General features: G+C 70.6%; 11 protein-coding genes and 1 pseudogene. 5 read left to right on the forward strand and 7 right to left on the reverse strand.

Annotation, left to right across the window (positions count from 1 at the left end):
* The first annotated feature begins 18 nt into the window (after positions 1-18).
* A complete protein-coding gene (locus ACZ5CR_RS00975; RefSeq protein ID WP_468852278.1) occupies positions 19-3,327 on the forward strand; it encodes a CHAT domain-containing protein in 3,309 nt (1,102 codons plus the stop codon).
* Between the two features lie 23 nt (positions 3,328-3,350).
* Here ACZ5CR_RS00975 and ACZ5CR_RS00980 read toward each other — a convergent pair whose 3' ends face one another.
* The 4 genes from ACZ5CR_RS00980 to ssuE form a co-directional block, all read right to left on the reverse strand.
* On the reverse strand, positions 3,351-4,961 hold the full coding sequence (locus tag ACZ5CR_RS00980) for a protein kinase domain-containing protein (protein ID WP_468852280.1): 1,611 nt from the start codon (positions 4,959-4,961) through the stop codon (positions 3,351-3,353).
* Positions 4,962-5,109: 148 nt separating this feature from the next.
* The gene (locus tag ACZ5CR_RS00985; RefSeq protein ID WP_468852281.1) at positions 5,110-6,255 is read right to left on the reverse strand and encodes an LLM class flavin-dependent oxidoreductase; all 1,146 of its coding nucleotides are present in this window, start codon (positions 6,253-6,255) and stop codon (positions 5,110-5,112) included.
* Positions 6,256-6,302: 47 nt separating this feature from the next.
* Positions 6,303-7,484, reverse strand: a complete 1,182-nt coding sequence (locus ACZ5CR_RS00990) for an SfnB family sulfur acquisition oxidoreductase (RefSeq protein WP_468852283.1) — start codon at positions 7,482-7,484, stop codon at positions 6,303-6,305.
* A gap of 102 nt (positions 7,485-7,586) precedes the next feature.
* Positions 7,587-8,141, reverse strand: coding sequence for an NADPH-dependent FMN reductase (ssuE, locus tag ACZ5CR_RS00995; protein ID WP_468852284.1), 555 nt, complete (start codon positions 8,139-8,141; stop codon positions 7,587-7,589).
* A 430-nt stretch (positions 8,142-8,571) separates the two neighbouring features.
* On the opposite strand from ssuE, the gene ACZ5CR_RS01000 reads away from it, so the two are divergent.
* Complete coding sequence (locus ACZ5CR_RS01000) at positions 8,572-9,480, forward strand: LysR family transcriptional regulator (RefSeq protein ID WP_468852286.1); 909 nt, start codon at positions 8,572-8,574, stop codon at positions 9,478-9,480.
* 12 nt (positions 9,481-9,492) lie between these two features.
* On the opposite strand, the gene ACZ5CR_RS01005 is transcribed toward ACZ5CR_RS01000, so the two are convergent.
* Together ACZ5CR_RS01005 and ACZ5CR_RS01010 are read right to left on the reverse strand one after the other, a co-directional pair.
* Entirely contained in the window at positions 9,493-9,915 is a 423-nt protein-coding gene (locus ACZ5CR_RS01005; protein ID WP_468852288.1) for a glutaredoxin domain-containing protein, read from the reverse strand.
* A 111-nt stretch (positions 9,916-10,026) separates the two neighbouring features.
* Positions 10,027-10,404: an STAS domain-containing protein gene (locus ACZ5CR_RS01010; protein ID WP_468852290.1), complete on the reverse strand. Its 378-nt coding sequence runs from the start codon at positions 10,402-10,404 to the stop codon at positions 10,027-10,029.
* A 433-nt stretch (positions 10,405-10,837) separates the two neighbouring features.
* On the opposite strand from ACZ5CR_RS01010, the gene ACZ5CR_RS01015 reads away from it, so the two are divergent.
* Both ACZ5CR_RS01015 and ACZ5CR_RS01020 read left to right on the forward strand, forming a co-directional pair.
* A complete protein-coding gene (locus ACZ5CR_RS01015; RefSeq protein WP_468852291.1) occupies positions 10,838-11,356 on the forward strand; it encodes a hypothetical protein in 519 nt (172 codons plus the stop codon).
* A 191-nt stretch (positions 11,357-11,547) separates the two neighbouring features.
* Positions 11,548-12,216, forward strand: a pseudogene (locus ACZ5CR_RS01020) (YhjD/YihY/BrkB family envelope integrity protein); the annotation flags it as partial.
* Positions 12,217-12,269: 53 nt separating this feature from the next.
* On the opposite strand, the gene ACZ5CR_RS01025 reads toward ACZ5CR_RS01020, so the two are convergent.
* Complete coding sequence (locus tag ACZ5CR_RS01025) at positions 12,270-13,685, reverse strand: DUF2252 domain-containing protein (protein ID WP_468852292.1); 1,416 nt, start codon at positions 13,683-13,685, stop codon at positions 12,270-12,272.
* Between the two features lie 124 nt (positions 13,686-13,809).
* On the opposite strand from ACZ5CR_RS01025, the gene ACZ5CR_RS01030 reads away from it, so the two are divergent.
* On the forward strand, positions 13,810-15,114 hold the full coding sequence (locus tag ACZ5CR_RS01030; protein WP_468852294.1) for a diacylglycerol/lipid kinase family protein: 1,305 nt from the start codon (positions 13,810-13,812) through the stop codon (positions 15,112-15,114).
* Positions 15,115-15,135: the final 21 nt, after the last annotated feature.

The raw sequence follows: 15,135 nt of genomic DNA on the forward strand, positions 1-15,135 counted from the left end.
AGGACGGGGCGGGGCGGAATGGCGATCTCGGCGAGGGTGCCCTACACGTGGCGCTGTGAGGAATGCGACCGGGAGTGCGGGGCTCCGGTGTGGCGCATCGTCGACGCCCGTGAGCGCGCCGACGTCCTGGAGGTCCCCGGCCCCGGCGTGTCGTGGATGAACTGCACTGGATGCGGAGCGAAGGCGTATGTCGATGCGCCGTTGCTGGTCCTTCGTCCCGGAACAGGGGCGCCGCTGTTGATCGGGCTCTCCCTCGCCGAGCTTCGGGGGGATCCGTCGCAGACCGTGGTTTCCCTTCTGGAGGATGCCGAGCGGGCCGGCGCATTCAGCGGTGACGCCTCTTTCGGGCAGGGGATCCCCTTGCCGCGCAGGCTGCTTCCGGTTGTCCTGACCCGCGACCTCGACCGAGACCTGGCGGACCCCGAGACGGCATGCCGAGAGCTGGAGCCGGAAGGGCCGCCGACGGTCGACAACTACAGGTTCTTCCTCGGGTACCTCGCGCAGGAGCGTGACGAGGCCCGGGTGAACGAGCTGCTGTACGCCGTGCTGACAAGTCGGCCGGACGAACTCGCCGAGCTCCTCCGCGCGCACCCGGAGCTGTCCGGCGGAACGAGGGTGCGCGACGCCGGTCGTGAGGAGCTGCGCGCGGCCGTCGGCACTCCGCTCGAAGCGGTGTTGCAGGGTCGTCAACGGCTGCTGGAAGACCTGTGCGACAGCCGCACACCTCAGGACGTGGCGGTGCGCCGCTACTACGAGGTCCACAGCCGGTTCGGCGGCGATCTGCGCGCACGGCTGCATGAGATGTATGTGAGGGCCTGCGAAACCGAAGGCCCCGAGGGGCTTTCGCTGGCCCGAGAGGCGATGGTGCTCGCCGCCGACATCGGGGAGGAGGAGCTGGAGACCGAGCTCGCCGCGGTGCTCGGCGAACGCCTGGTGCGCGTCGCCCATGCCGGGCTCGGCGCCGACCTGTCCGAGGCGTACCGGCTTCTCGAACTCGCGCTGAGCCGACTGCCCGAGGGCAGTCTGGAGTGGGTGCAGGTGGCGAACAACCTCGCCACCGCACACTATGCGCGGGATGACGGCGACCGCCTTGAGGTCTGGGAGACCGCCCGCGATCTGCTGGCGCGCGCGAGCGCCCTTGACCGCCGCGAGCACCCCGAGTTCTGGGCACGCATCCAGACCAACTACGGGCTGCTGCTCGGGGAGCGGCCGGGAGGCGGACCCGCGGATCTCAGCCTTGGCATCGACCGGGTCAGGGCGGGCCTCGAAGAGAGGTCTCCGGAGCGTTCCGCGGTCAATTGGGCCTACTCCATGGTCAACCTCGGTCTGCTGCTGTACCGCCGTGCCGAGCCCGGGGACCTGCGAGAGGCAGAGCAGTGCTACCGGGACGTTCTGCACCGCCTGAGTGCGGGTGACGACCCTCCACTGTGGTCGCAGGCGCAGTGCAATCTCGCCCACCTGCTGCTGACCCACGACCCCGCGGACGCCCCTGGCGCCAAGGTCGCGGCGAGCGCGGCGCTCGATATGGCCGCCGAGATCCCCGGCCTCCTCAACATCGGCCGCATCACGTGGCTCCTTGCCCAGGCCAGTGACCACCTGGAAGGGCCGGACAGCGCCGAGAGCATCCGGCTGCGCCGCGAGGCCCTGGCTGCCGCGCCGCCCGCGATCCAGCCTTCCCTGCACCTCAACATCGCCCGGGAGCTGGTGAACGCCTACGCCTCGGAGGAACGCTGGACCGAGGCGGCCGACGTCGCATCGGACATGCTCACCGCCGTGACGGCGCTCTATGACGCCCAAGTCACTGTCGCCAGCCGCCGGGGCGTGCTCGTACAGGTGGACCGGCTCGCACGCTGGACCTCCTTCCTGTTGGCGCGGGCGGGGCGTCCGGAGCGAGCGGTGGAAGCGGTCGAACGGGGCCTTGCCTGTGAGCTCTCGGTGGTGACCGGTCGGGGAGCGGCAGAACTTGCGGAACTCGAACGCGTCGACCCCGTCATGGCCGACCGCTACCGAAAGACGCAGGCCCGGTACCGATCCGCGCTGGCGGAACCGTCCGAGACGGTGTCCGGCGGGTTCACCGCGGCGCGCGAGCAGGCCGAGGCCGAACGCGCTCTGCGCGCAGTGGTCGAAGACATCCAGGCGATCCCGGGCTTCGAGGACTTCCTGCGTACCACCGAACTGCGGGACATCGTCCGGGCCGCCGACGGGCTGCCGCTCGCCTACCTGGTGAACGCGCCGTGGGGCAGCTACGTCCTCGCGATCCCGGACGCGCAGTCCACCGTGCGGGCCGTTCTTGTCCCTGAGGTGAGCAGCATCAGCCTCCTGCATCTCCTGGTCATGGATCCGGACAACGGCACCACGGGGCTGTGGCTCGTGCAGCAGGCCTCAAGGCTGACGCTGCGGCGCGAGCTCCCGGTGGCTCTGGACCGCCTCAAGGCCCTCGAACCACTGATGCGCCCGATCGCCGAGCTGCTCGCGGACGATGCGCGGCACGAGGCGATCGTCGTGCCGACTGGCCTCCTGGGTCTCGTTCCCCTGCACGCCGTGCCCCTGGGACGAGGGACCGAGGACGTGCTGGACGACGTCGGCAACTTGATCGTCTCCCCGTCTGCGGCGGTCTACGCGGCGTGCCGCGTCCGCGCCGCACGGCCGCGGGAAGCGGCACCGCGGCTGGTGGCCGTCGCCGACCCCGACGGCTCGCTGCCCGGTACGCGCGGTGAACTCGCGGAAATCCGCGCTCTGTTCGAGCCGGCGAGCGAGGTGGGCCATGCGGTCGGGGCCGAGGCCACCGTTGGCTGGGTGCTCGATCATCTCGCCGAGGCGTCGTATCTGCACCTGGGCTGCCACGGCAACGCCGGATTCGACAGTCAGGGAGGTTCACTGGCTCTCGCCGACGGCCGCCTGGACATGGACTCCCTCGTGCGGCAGCAACTCCCCGTCTGCAGAATGGCGGTGGCCAGCGCCTGCCAGTCGGGGCACTACGCGATCATCGAGGCCCCCGACGAGTTCCTCGGGCTCCCGGCGGCTTTCCTCCAGGCGGGGGCGGCCTGCGCGGTCACCAGTCTGTGGCAGGTGGACGACATGGCGACCGCCTTCCTGATGACACGCTTCTACGAGATCCTCTCCCTCACCCACGATCCGGTACCGGCGCTGCGCCGCTCACGCAGGTGGATGCGCAGTCTCACATGGGACGAGTTCGCGCAGTACTCGGACTCGCATCGCCATCTGTCAGCCCTGAGCCGCCAGTACGCTGCTCATGCGAGGTCCGTGAAGGAGCGCCCCTTCGCCTCTCCCGTCTACTGGGGGGCGTTCACGGCGTGGGGGGTATGAGCACCCGTCGAGGAGGGGAACCGTCAGTTTCTCCGCGTCGGCCCGTACGAGTCGAGCGAGTAGTTCACGATGGAGTCACCGGGTGCTTTCGGGGATCTGAGCTGCATGATCGTGTAACGCCCCGCTGCCAGGCCGGAAACGGTCACTGTCGCCGGGTACTGGACTTCCCTGCCGTTCGCGCAGCTGGGTTCGCAGACCACCTCCCACCCTTGCCCGGTGGCACGGGCAGCGGGCGTGCCCCAGTCCGACCACACCAGACCCTTGAGCCCGACTTTTCCGTCGCCACAGGCGAGCAGCATTTCGGCCGGTCTGTTCAGCGGCTGACCTCCGCAGTCGGCAATCGCCGCAGGCCGCGTGCTCGGCCGGGTATCGGCCGTCGTCGGAGCCTGCCGGGAGGGCTCGGTGGCGACTGAGGGCTTGGCGGCAGGCGTGGTCGGCTCTTTGGTCGGCTGCCTCTCCGCCTCGGCCTCGGTGTCTGGTTCCGTATTCGGCTCCGTGACCGTCTTTTCTATCGTCCTGGGGGCCCGCGGGGGTGCGGCAGTGCCAGGATCGTCGCCCTCGCGCCCGGGATCCAGGAGGACGACAGCCGTGGCGACGCCCAGACCGGCCGCGATGACCGCACCCGCAGCGAGGGCGAACCGGCGCCGGACCGGGGCGGGTGGAGACGCCCGGCCGACGGGGTGAACGGGATCGGGCGGGACGTCGATGGCGATCGACGGCTCGGCCTCCGGGGCGTTCGTGCGCCTCTCCAACTCCTCGCGCAGTCGGGCGATTTCGGCCTGTTGCTCCGCGATCAACTCGTGCACCTCGGTCGGCCAGGGCCGTACCGACGGTGTGAGGCGGCCGATGTCTTGAAGGAGTTGGCCGGGGCTCGGTCGCTCGCTCGGGTCCTTGGCCAGGCACCGGGCGACGATGGGGCGTATCTTCGCCGGGATCATGCTGAGGTCGGGGTCGGTGTGCACGATGTTGTACAAGGTCTGTGGCATGGAGGGCCCGACGAACGGACACCTGCCCGTGCATGCCATCACCAGTACGGTGCCCAGGGAGAACACATCGCTGGCGGGGCCCAACGGCCGCCCCTCGGCCTGCTCGGGGGACATGAAGCCGGGAGAGCCGACCAGCCAGCCCGAGTGGGTCAGCTCGGTGCCGCCTCCTGTGTCGGTCGCCCGGGCGATGCCGAAGTCGATGACTATGGGTCCGTTGTCGGCGAGCAGCACATTGGAGGGTTTCAGGTCTCTGTGCACCAGTCCGGCCCGGTGGATGTCGATCAAGGCAGAGGCCAGCCCAGTGGCCATGCGCAGTACCGCTTCCTCCGGCAGCGCGCCGATGGTTTCCACCGCCTCCTGCAGCGAAGGGCCTGGTACGAACTCCGACGTCAGCCATGGTTCGGGCGCGTCCGCATCGGCGTCGACCACTGCTGAGGTGTAGGCACCGGACACCTTGCGGGAGGCTTCGACCTCGCGGCGGAACCGGGCCCGGAAACCGTCGTCCTCGACGAACTGCGTCCGCACCTGCTTCAGGGCGACGAGCCGTCCGTCCGGGGCGCTGCTCAGGAGAACCCGGCCCATCCCGCCCCGGCCGAGCTCGGCGATCGTCCGGTATCGCCCGACTTCTTCTGGATCAGCAGCCGTCAACCGTTCCACTGTGTCCCCCGAATCAGACAAGCCACTCAATGAACTCGACGAACCATCAACAACAGAGTTTGAGTGTCTTGGGAACCTTGGACAAGACGTCGCCTGGTTGAAGGCTCCGGAAGCGTTCGGTCTCGGACACGCCACGTGGCTATGAGGCGAACGGCACCGCCGCCGGTGTCGCGTCGAGTGACGCGGCGGCAGGGTGGCGCCACAGACCCCGCGCGGCGAGCTGCGGAAGGACGCCCTCGCCGAACCAGTACGCCTCCTCCACGTGCGGGTATCCCGAGAGCACGAACTCGTCGATGCCCAGGGCGTGGTACTCCGCGATGCGGTCGGCTATCTCGGTGTGCGAGCCGACCAGAGCCGTGCCCGCGCCGCCGCGCAGCAGGCCGATGCCGGCCCAGAGGTTCGGGTAGATCTCCAGGCGCTCGGTGGAGCCGCCGTGCAGGGCCAGCATGCGCTTCTGGCCCTCGGAGCCCGAGCGGGCCAGGCCCTGCTGTACCTCGCTGATCACGGCCGGGTCGGTGCCGGAAAGCAGTCGGTTCGCCTGCGCCCAGGCCTCGTCGGCGGTGTCGCGGGCGATGACGTGCAGCCGGATGCCGAAGCGGACCTCGCGGCCTTCGGCCTTCGCCAGTGCGCGGATCCAGCCGATCTTCTCGGCGACCTGGGCGGGCGGTTCGCCCCAGGTGAGGTAGACGTCGCTGTGCCGGGCAGCCACCGGGCCCGCCGCCTTCGAGGAGCCGCCGAAGTAGACGGGCGGCACCGGGTCGGGCAGGCGGGCGAGGCGGGCTTGTTCGACGCGTTCGTGTGCTCCGTGGAAGTCGACGGTCTCGCCGCGCCACAGGGAGCGGATGATGTGCAGGAACTCGTCGCAGCGTGCGTAGCGGTCGTCCTTGCCGAGGAAGTCTCCGTAGGCGCGCTGCTCGTGGTCCTCGCCGCCCGTGACGATGTTGAGGAGCAGGCGCCCGGCCGAGTGCCGCTGGTAGGTCGCCGCCATCTGCGCGGCGAGGGTCGGAGTGACGAGGCCGGGGCGGAAGGCCACCAGGAACTTCAGACGCTCGGTCGACTCGACCAGCATCGCGGTGGTCAGCCAGGCGTCCTCGCACCAGGCGCCGGTGGGGGTGAGTGCTCCCTCGAAGCCCAACTGCTCTGCTGTGCGCGCCACTTGAGTGAGGTAGGCGAGCGTGGCGGGGCGGTCGCCCCCGGCGGCGCCGGTGGGTACGCCATGGCCGCCACCGACGATGTGGCGACTGTCGCCGTTGGTGGGCAGAAACCAGTGGAAGGTCAGGGTCATGGGTGGAGGTGTCCTCTGCGGTGGTGAACGCGGACGCGGTACCGGTCTCAGACCAGGCCGTTGCGGGGCGGCGGGGTGTCGTTGAGTTCCCAGCCGCCCAGGTAGCGGAGCTTGAGACGGCGTGGGTCGTGGAGGGTGTGGGTGCGGGCGTTGCGCCAGTGCCGGTGCAGATTGAGGTCGCGGTCGGCGGCGCGGGTGCCGATGAGTTCGAAGATGCCGCTGGACACGGCCAGGGCCACCGCGTCGGACTGCGCGCGGGCGGCGGCCACCGCGGCCGACGCCTCGGCGGCTCTCTGCTCGGTCAGGTCGGCGCGGGCGGCGTCCAGGGCGTCACCGGCATCGCGCAGCAGAGCGCGCGCGGAGCGCACCTTCAAGGCGAGCTCGCCGAAGCCGTCGATGACGGCACCCTCGTCGGCGGCACGCTCCACGCCCGCCTCCAGGCGGGGGCGGGCCAGCGTGTGGATGAGCCGCTTGCCCTCGCGCAGGGCGCCCACGGCGATGCCGGTGTCGAGAGCCGCGTGCAGATACTGGCCGAAGGCGCCGAACACCTCGTCCTTCTCGAAGATCGTGTACACGGGCACGATGTGCTCGGCGGGCACCCGCACCTGGTCGAAGCGGACGGTGCCGCTCCCTGTGGTGCGCTGGCCCATGCCGTTCCAGTCGTCCTCGACCTGTACGCCGGGGTGGTCGGCGGGGACCCAGGCCGCGTGCGTACGGCCCTCCTCGTCGTTGGCGTACACCGGGATCCAGTGCGCGAACAGCGAACCGGTCGCGTAGAACTTGGTGCCGTTCAGCACCCGGCCGCCGTCCGGGTGCGGCTCGAAGCCGATGGCGAACTCACGGGCCGTGCGGGTGCCCCGTTCGGAGAGCGCGTTGCCGAAGTGCCGCCCCGCGAGCACCTCGCGGTAGAAGAAGGCGCGCTGCTCCTCGGTGCCCGCGTGGGCCAGCACATTGACGAAGAAGTAGTGGTTCTGCGGGATCTGGCCGATGCTCGCGTCCCCGGCCGTCAGCTCGGTGAACACCTCGCCGAGACTGCGGGCACCGAGCTCGGGCCCGCCGTGCGAGCGGGGGATCGAGAGCGTGAAGAGACCGGCTTCGGTGAGTTCGCGCACCTCCTCGTACGGCAGATCGCGCTCGGCGTCGCGGCGTGCGTCGTCGGCGGCCAGGCGCTCGGCCACCCGGCGGGCGATCGCGATCGCCTCCTTGTCGGAGGCGGGGATGCGGGGCATGGGGCGGGCCTTTCGGGTGAGGTCGGGTGCGAGCGGGTGACAGCGGGTGCGAGGGAGGGCCCGTGGGTCGGCTCGGTGCGGAAGGGAAAGCCGATTACCCCTTCACGCCGCCGCGAGCCGCGTCGGCTCCGCGAGCACCTCGTGGAAGCGCTCGACGACGGGGGTGAGCCCGGCATTCGCGTCGGGCGTGAGGCTGACCGTCCCGTCGTCGGCGGCCGTGATGTGGCGGTCGAGGACGAACCAGCCCTGGGCGACCTCGGCACCGAGCGAGGTGAGGACGGGCCGCAGCGCGTAGTCGACGGCGAGGACATGGGCGGGGGAGCCGCCGGTGGCCAGCGGCAGGACGGGCTTGCCGCGCAGCGCGTACTGCGGGAGCAGGTCGAGGAAGGTCTTGAGGACGCCCGAGTACGCCGCCTTGTAGACGGGGGTGCCGACCACGAGCGCGTCGGCGCTCTCGACGAGGGCGACGGCGTCGGCGACGGCGGGATGCGAGGTGTCGGCGGACAGGAGCGCGTCGGCGGGCAGCGTGCGGACGTCCAGCGTCTGCACCCGGTGGCCTTGTGCGGCAAGGTCGCGGCCCAGGTGCTGGACGAGACGGGCGGTGCGGGATGAGCCGGGGGCGGAGGCGCTGCCGGTGAGCAGGAGAACGGTGGCCATGGCGGAAGTCCTTCGGGTACGCGGCCACGGGGGCCGGTGGAGAGAGGCGAGGGAGAGGCGCGGGGACGGGGAGGGGCTGTCCGCGGGGCCTGTGGATGCGCACGATCGCGAAGGGCGCGGCGTGGCTCGATATGTGCGGTATGGCCCGTCAGCGCATCGCGTGGGCCGTCAAAGGGCCCGGCGGTACGGAGAGTTCGCGGGTTCACGCGCACGAGATGGGGTTCAGTGCCCGGCGGATGCTCAGCGGCCGTGGCGACAGCAGGCGCTGCACACCAGCGCGAGGTCGACGTACCGTCGCCGCGTCAGGTGGGGTCGCACTGCATTCATGTCCTCGATTCAAGCAGCTGCCCCCGCAGGCGTCGAGTCGGTAATCACTAAGCCCTGATAGGGTTTCCCTCCCACGGTAGGTGTTCGGTGAGGGGTGCGCGGGATGCGGACAGAACAGCTGGAGTACATCGAGGCTGTCACCCGGCTCGGCTCTCTGCGCCGGGCCGCGGGCGAACTCCACCTCTCTCAGCCCGCGTTGAGCGAGACCGTGCGGAACCTGGAGCGGGAGCTCGGCGTCTCGCTCCTGGACCGCCACCGCTCCGGAGCGAAGGTCAGCGACGAGGGCCGTGAGCTCCTGCCGCACATCATCGGCGTACTGGAGTCGGTGGACCGGCTGCGCAGGGCCGCGCACGACCAGCACCAGTCCAGCCGCGTCGTTCGTGTCGGCACGGTGAACGCGGCCACGGCCCCGCTCCTGGTCCCCGCCGTGCGCGCCTTCCGGGAGACCCACCCGGCGACGCAGGTGGAGATGGTCGGCTCGCAGCAGGACGACATCCACCGGGGACTGCGCGAGGGCCGCTTCGACCTGGGCCTGGTCAACTACCTGGACGGCGACGACACCCCGCCCGACTTCGACACCACCGAGCTGCTGCGCGGCAGGCCCGTCGTCTGCCTGCACCCGGACAGCCCGTTGGCCCGGCTGGACGTCGTCTCACCCGCCGACCTGGAGACGGAGCCGTTCATCGCGATGCGTGCCGGCTATGTGATGCACCGCTACGCCCATCGCCTCCTCGGCGGCTCCCCGCCGTCCTTCGCGTACTCGACGGACGGCGCGGAACTGGGCAAGTTCATGGTGGCCGAAGGCCTCGGAGCCGCGCTCCTGCCCGACTTCAGCGTCGCGGGTGACCCTCTGGAGCGGGCCGGAATGATCACGCACCGACCGCTCACCGACGAGACCACCCGCGTTCTGGTGGTCCTCCAGCGTCGCCGCAGCGAGTCCTTCCCGAGGGCCGTACGGGAGCTGCACGCGGCTTTCGTGGCCAGGGCGGCGGGACTCAGAGAACGTCCGTGAGCCGAGATGCCCCTACTGCTCCCGTACCCATCCAGGATCGGGGTTCACGTGCGGTCGGCCCGCCACGACGACAGTCGGAACCGTCTCGTTGCCGTCGTTGGCCGCCCTGACCGCCGCCGCGCCTGCCGGGTCACGCCAGATGTTCACCCAGTGCACACGGCGGGCGCTGCGGCCCAGCCGGACGCGCAGCCGCAGACAGTACGTGCAGCCCGGCCGCCAGAAGACGACCGGCCTTCCGTCGACCGCGCTGCGGCGCTGCGCCTCCAGGGCGCTGATCGAACGCGGGTAGATCAGAGGCGAGTTCACGCCTGCGAGCAGGACGAACACCAGCAGCAGCGCTGCGGCCGCGCCGAGGTTGCCCTTGGAGATCGGCCCAGCGGCAACGACCGAGCCGCAGAGCAGCAGCAGTATCGGCAGAATCCAAGCGCGCGTCATGAGGACGCAGGCTATCGATCGAGGGCCACGCCCGCCGTGTCAGGCCCGGCAGAAGGTGCGGTACGAGGCCAGGAGCCGGCCGATCGTGGACGGCGGCTCCGACCGGAGTGGTCAACCGGCCTCTTCGATGTCGGGTCTGCTCAGCGCTTCCTTGAGGCTCGGCACGGGGGCGAAGGCCGGAAACAGGCCGCTCACCCGCAGGATGCGCAGGATCAGCGGGTGGTCACAGACCAGTTGCAGCTCTCCGCTGTGTTCCAGGACGCGTCGTCGGGCCCGGCACATGAGGCGTAGGCCCGAACAGTCGAGGAACTCGACATGGCTGAGGTCGATGATCACCGCGAGGGCGGGCTGCGCCGTGTGGGCGTCCAGCGCCGGAGCCATGTCGAGGGCGGCGCTGATATCGATCTCGCCGTGAAACTCCAGGACCAGATAGCCCTGAGTGCTGTAGGTGTGCAGATGCCCGGTGGCGGGCAAGGCGCCGTCGATCATGATGGCATCCCCGGTGTGGACGAGGCCTGACGTGTGCTGAGAGGAGAAGGATCGGGCTCACTCACCGGGGTCCAGGGTGATCGTGCGCGACGAACCGGAGGTCAGGCCGCGGCACACTTGCGTGCCTGGCCTGCGTCAGCGGTCCGTGCACCCCGCATCCGCCCTGGTGGGGCAGGGAAGCGAGGGGGTTCCATAATGGACCCATCGGGCCGTGTTGGCACTTGTCCGGGGCATCTCGGTTTTATTGCCGTGGGATTGGCGAAACGTGGGCATTGGCGCTAAGCGGCCTGGACCGTGCGGTTGAGGCGCCGTAGCGTCGAAGCCGCGCCCCGGACCTCGGCGCCCATGGTGTACGCGCACCCGCACCGGGTGTGAACCGCCCTGTGCGGTACGCATGTTGTTCCCTCTGTTTCCACGGCGTGGGGAGGCGTCGATGGGACGGACCGTACGTATGACGAGGCTGCCCCGCATCGCCACACAGGCCTCGGACGCGGCAGGCGGCCCCGCGCAGAGAAGCGGGCACATGACGGCCCTGGCGCTGGAAGTCGCGCGTGTGGGGGACTCCGTGGACGTGCTGGCCGAAGTGGTCGCTACGGTGCTCACGGCATCCGGGGCATCGAGGCCACTGGCCCACCGGATGAGTGACGCGGCACGCGTCGCGGCGCACCACGTGATCGGTCACAGCAGGGCGGCGCGCATCCGTCTGCTGATCAGCCTGCACGAGGACCGGATCACGCTGGCGGTGACCGACTATGACGGGAAGAGTCCAGGACCACCGGCCTGGCTGCCGGTGTCACGCCACGACACCCTCGAACTCGCGGAACCGCGCCCCGGCATCGACCCCTCGCTGACCACCTCGAACGCGGACGGCCTGCAACTGCACCGCACCCCGGACGGGCATATGCGCCTGGCCATCTGTTCGACCTGGCAGGCGGTTCCCGCACCCCCGTGATCGTGGGAGGGCCTCACGCGGTCACCGGCGTACGTCACCCGGAGCGGGCGACGTGCCGCGCGGCGGCGGCCCCGAGGGTGTCCGACAGGAGCGGGCTCCCGCTATGAGAGGACACCGTCATGCCGATCCTCGCGGCCCTGCCGCTGGCGGGGCGCGTCGTGCAGCAGCTTGTGCGCGTCACCATTCTCGACATGTCGACTCGTCTCGCGGCGCAGGCGTTTCTTGCGGCGCTGCCGATGCTCATCGCAGTGGCCTCGTTCAGCCCACACGCCGTCAGGCAGGAAATGCTGCGCTCGCTGCGCACCATGCTCGGTTCGGGCGGGCCCGTGGTGGCACGGGCCGAAGTGGTGTCCACGGGCGGGGACACCGCTTTGCACAACTGGGGAACGATGAGCGTGCTGGTCGCGCTGCTGTCCGCGACGGCCTTCACCCGCGCCCTGCAGCGGATGTGCGAACGCTCCTGGGACCTGCCCCGTTCCGCTGTGCGGCTCGTGGCCTGGCGCTGGGCCGTGTGGCTTCTCGTGTGGATCACGATGCTCATCGTGCAGGGCGCACTGCACCGGGCGTTCGGCGCGGGACCCGTCCTGGGCGTCCTCCTGCAGTCGCTGGCCGGGGTCCTGATGTGGTGGTGGACCCAGTACCTGCTGCTCGCGGGCCGGGTGCCCTGGCTGCCCCTGCTGCCGGGGGCCCTCCTCGCGGGCACAGGAGGGGCCGCTTTCAGCGCTGCCTCGGGGCTGTGGCTGCCGCGCGCGCTACGGATGAGCGAGCAGCGCTACGCGGCACTCGGTTCGGTGTTCACCGTGCTGTCCTGGCTGATCCTCTACTTCACCACCATCGTGTTCGGCATCGCCGTCGGCCGGATACTGGCCCAGGAGGAGTTCCTGCGCCACTGGCTCGGCGGGCCGACAGCCGCTCAAGCCGATTCCTCCGACACGGCGGTCACCCGGCCGTCCCGCACCGCGTCGGCCAACGCCCGGTGGTCGCGCTCGTTCTGGTCGGCGTACGACTCCGCGAATCGCGCCAAGGCCCGGTCGAAGGAATCGGAGCCGCCCAGATAGGCGGCGATGGCGATCCGGTCGCCGGAGCGCGCGTGCGCGCGGGCGAGGGTCGCTCCGCACATCCGGCCGAAAAGGCGCATGACGTCCGGGGTCATCAACTCGGCCTGGGGGATGGCTTTCCAGTCCCGCAACTGCCGTATGTAGAAGTCGCGTTGACGGCCGTCGAGTCCCTCTTCGATCCGCTCCCAGCCCAGGAACATGTCGCTGGTCGCCTGCATCAGACGCTGGCCTGCCACGACCCGTTCCCCCTGGTTGACGTGGCTGCTCGCGCCGGCGAACTCCGCGAGCACCGAGGCCGGCGCCTCCTTCGCCTGCAGCAGGAGCGGATCGCTGTCGTCGCGGCCGAGCAGCAGGATGATCCAGCAGCGGGTCCCCACGCTGCCCACCCCGACCACCTTGCGGGCCATGTCGACCACTCGGTACTGGGCAAGCAGCGCCTGGCGGTCGGCGGGAAGCGTCAGCGCGTAACGGTCGACCAGTTCCCGCAGTTGCTGTTCCAGCTGCTTGCGCTCGACTCCGGGCATGAGGTCGTCGAGGGGCGTGATCAGGGGTGGGTCGGACGTGATCCGCAGCTGGCCGTCGACCACCCCGGCCAGTTTCTCCAGCGCCTGAAGGTGGTCACGGGTGCGGGCCTTGCTGAGTGTGCGGGACACCCTCCGCCGCGCTCGCGTGTCCAGCTTGGCGGACATCGCGGCGTACAGATCCTCCGCGTCGATCCGTGAGTACCACACGTCGATCGTCCGCATCCGGGCGAACTCACCCATCGACTCCCGGTACGAACGCACTGTCGTACGCACCACACGGGCCCGTTCCGCCGCGCTGAAGCCGTTGTCGCGCCCGGCGATGACGAGGCTGACCACGAGGCGTTTGACGTCCCACTCCCAGGGGCCGGGCAGCGTCTCGTCGAAGTCGTTGACGTCGAACATCAGGTGCCGCTCAGGCGAGGCGAGCAGCCGGAAGTTCAACATGTGCGCGTCTCCGCAGAGTTGGGCCCGCAGGCCGCTGGCCGGGGTGGCGGCCAGGTCGGTGGCCATGATGGCCGCCGCTCCGCGGAAGAACCGGAACGGCGACTCGAGCATGCGGCCGTAGCGGATCGGCACCAGCTCCGGGATCCTGTTCGACGACTGCCGCTCGATCACGTCGATCGGGTCGGGCCGGTCCGGTACGGGCGTGAACTCGGCATGGTCGGACCGCCGGGCACGGGTCCGGCCGGCCCTTCCCAGGTCCGCCCGCTCCTGCGGGGCGAGGTGACGGTGCGTGGTCTTGGTCATGGTGTGCTCCCTCCAGGCGCCTAGGACTCTGGGCGCGAACGGGCCGCCCGGCGTCACCCCGTCGGTGTGAGGTCGCCTCTCAGGGGTGAGGCCCGGCCCGCTCCGGGGCCGGAGACTGAGAGACATGGAACCGACGATGCGAGGACAGCGATGGCTGGCCCGTGCGTCCCTGGCATCCGCCGCCGCGGCGGTGCTCGTGCTCGGAGTGTTCGCGGGGTTCAAAACCTTCGCGCTGCTCGGTGTGGGGCTCGGGGGCCTGGCGATCACGGCCGCCGCGGTCTGGTGGATCCTCAGCAGGCGGGGCCTGCTGAGGATCCTGGCGGTGCTGCTCGCGCTCACCGCTCCGATCTGGGTGCTTGTGGAGTTCACCCGGGCCCGGCTCACCTGGGTGGTCGTGGCGTCCGGAGCGCTGTGGCTCCTCGCGGCGGCCACGGGCCGAGCGGCCCTCGCCCGGCACGCGGCCTCGGACCCGATGCCGGAGAGGCCGGCGGCGACCTTCCGCCACCCGGTGCTGATCATGAATCCGCGTTCCGGTGGAGGCAAGGTGCGCCGCTTCGCGCTGCGCGAGCGGGCGGGCGAGCTGGGGGCCGAAGTGGTGCTCCTGGAGTGGCGCGGCGAGACCGATGTGGCGGCCCTCGCCCGCAAGTGCGCGGCCGAGGGCGCCGATCTGCTCGGGGTCGCCGGTGGCGACGGCACGCAGGCGCTTGTCGCCGAGGTCGCTGCCGCCCTCGACTTGCCCTTCCTGGTGATACCGGCGGGCACCCGCAACCACTTCGCCCTCGATCTGGGCCTGGACCGCGAGGATCCGTCGAAGGCTCTGGACGCGTTGCACGACGGGGTGGAGCTGCGGGTGGATCTCGGTCGGGCAGGCGGGCGGCCCTTCGTCAACAACGTGTCGTTCGGCGCGTACGCCGAGGTGGTGCAGAGTCCGGCCTACCGGGACGACAAGAGGCGCACCACGCTCAAGCTGCTGCCGGATCTCCTGGTGGGCCAAGGGGGCGCGCGGCTGACGGCGCACGCCGGGGACCACGAGTTCTCGGACCCGCAGGCCCTGCTGGTGAGCAACAACCCCTACGGCAGCAACGACGTCGCCGGGCTCGGCCGCCGGACGCGGTTGGACGCCGGGGTCCTGGGCTGCGTCGGCGTGCGGGTCACGAGTGCCGCACAGGCGGCGGGACTCCTGCGAGGAGGGCAGGCCACCGGACTGACCAGGGCGACCGCCACCTCCGTGGTCGTCGATGCCGATCAGGAGGAGATCCCGGTCGGTATCGACGGCGAGGCGGTGCGTCTGGGCGTACCCGTGCACTGCGAGGTGCGGCCCGGGGCTCTGCGGGTGATCGTGCCCCGGCTCCGGCCGGGTACGTACCGGGAGCGGCCGCGGCTCGACTGGCGTCTGATCAGCAGGCTCGGCCTGACCTCCAGGCGCTGAGGGTGACTGGCCGACCGCCGG

This window comes from Streptomyces sp. NPDC031274 (assembly GCF_055570235.1).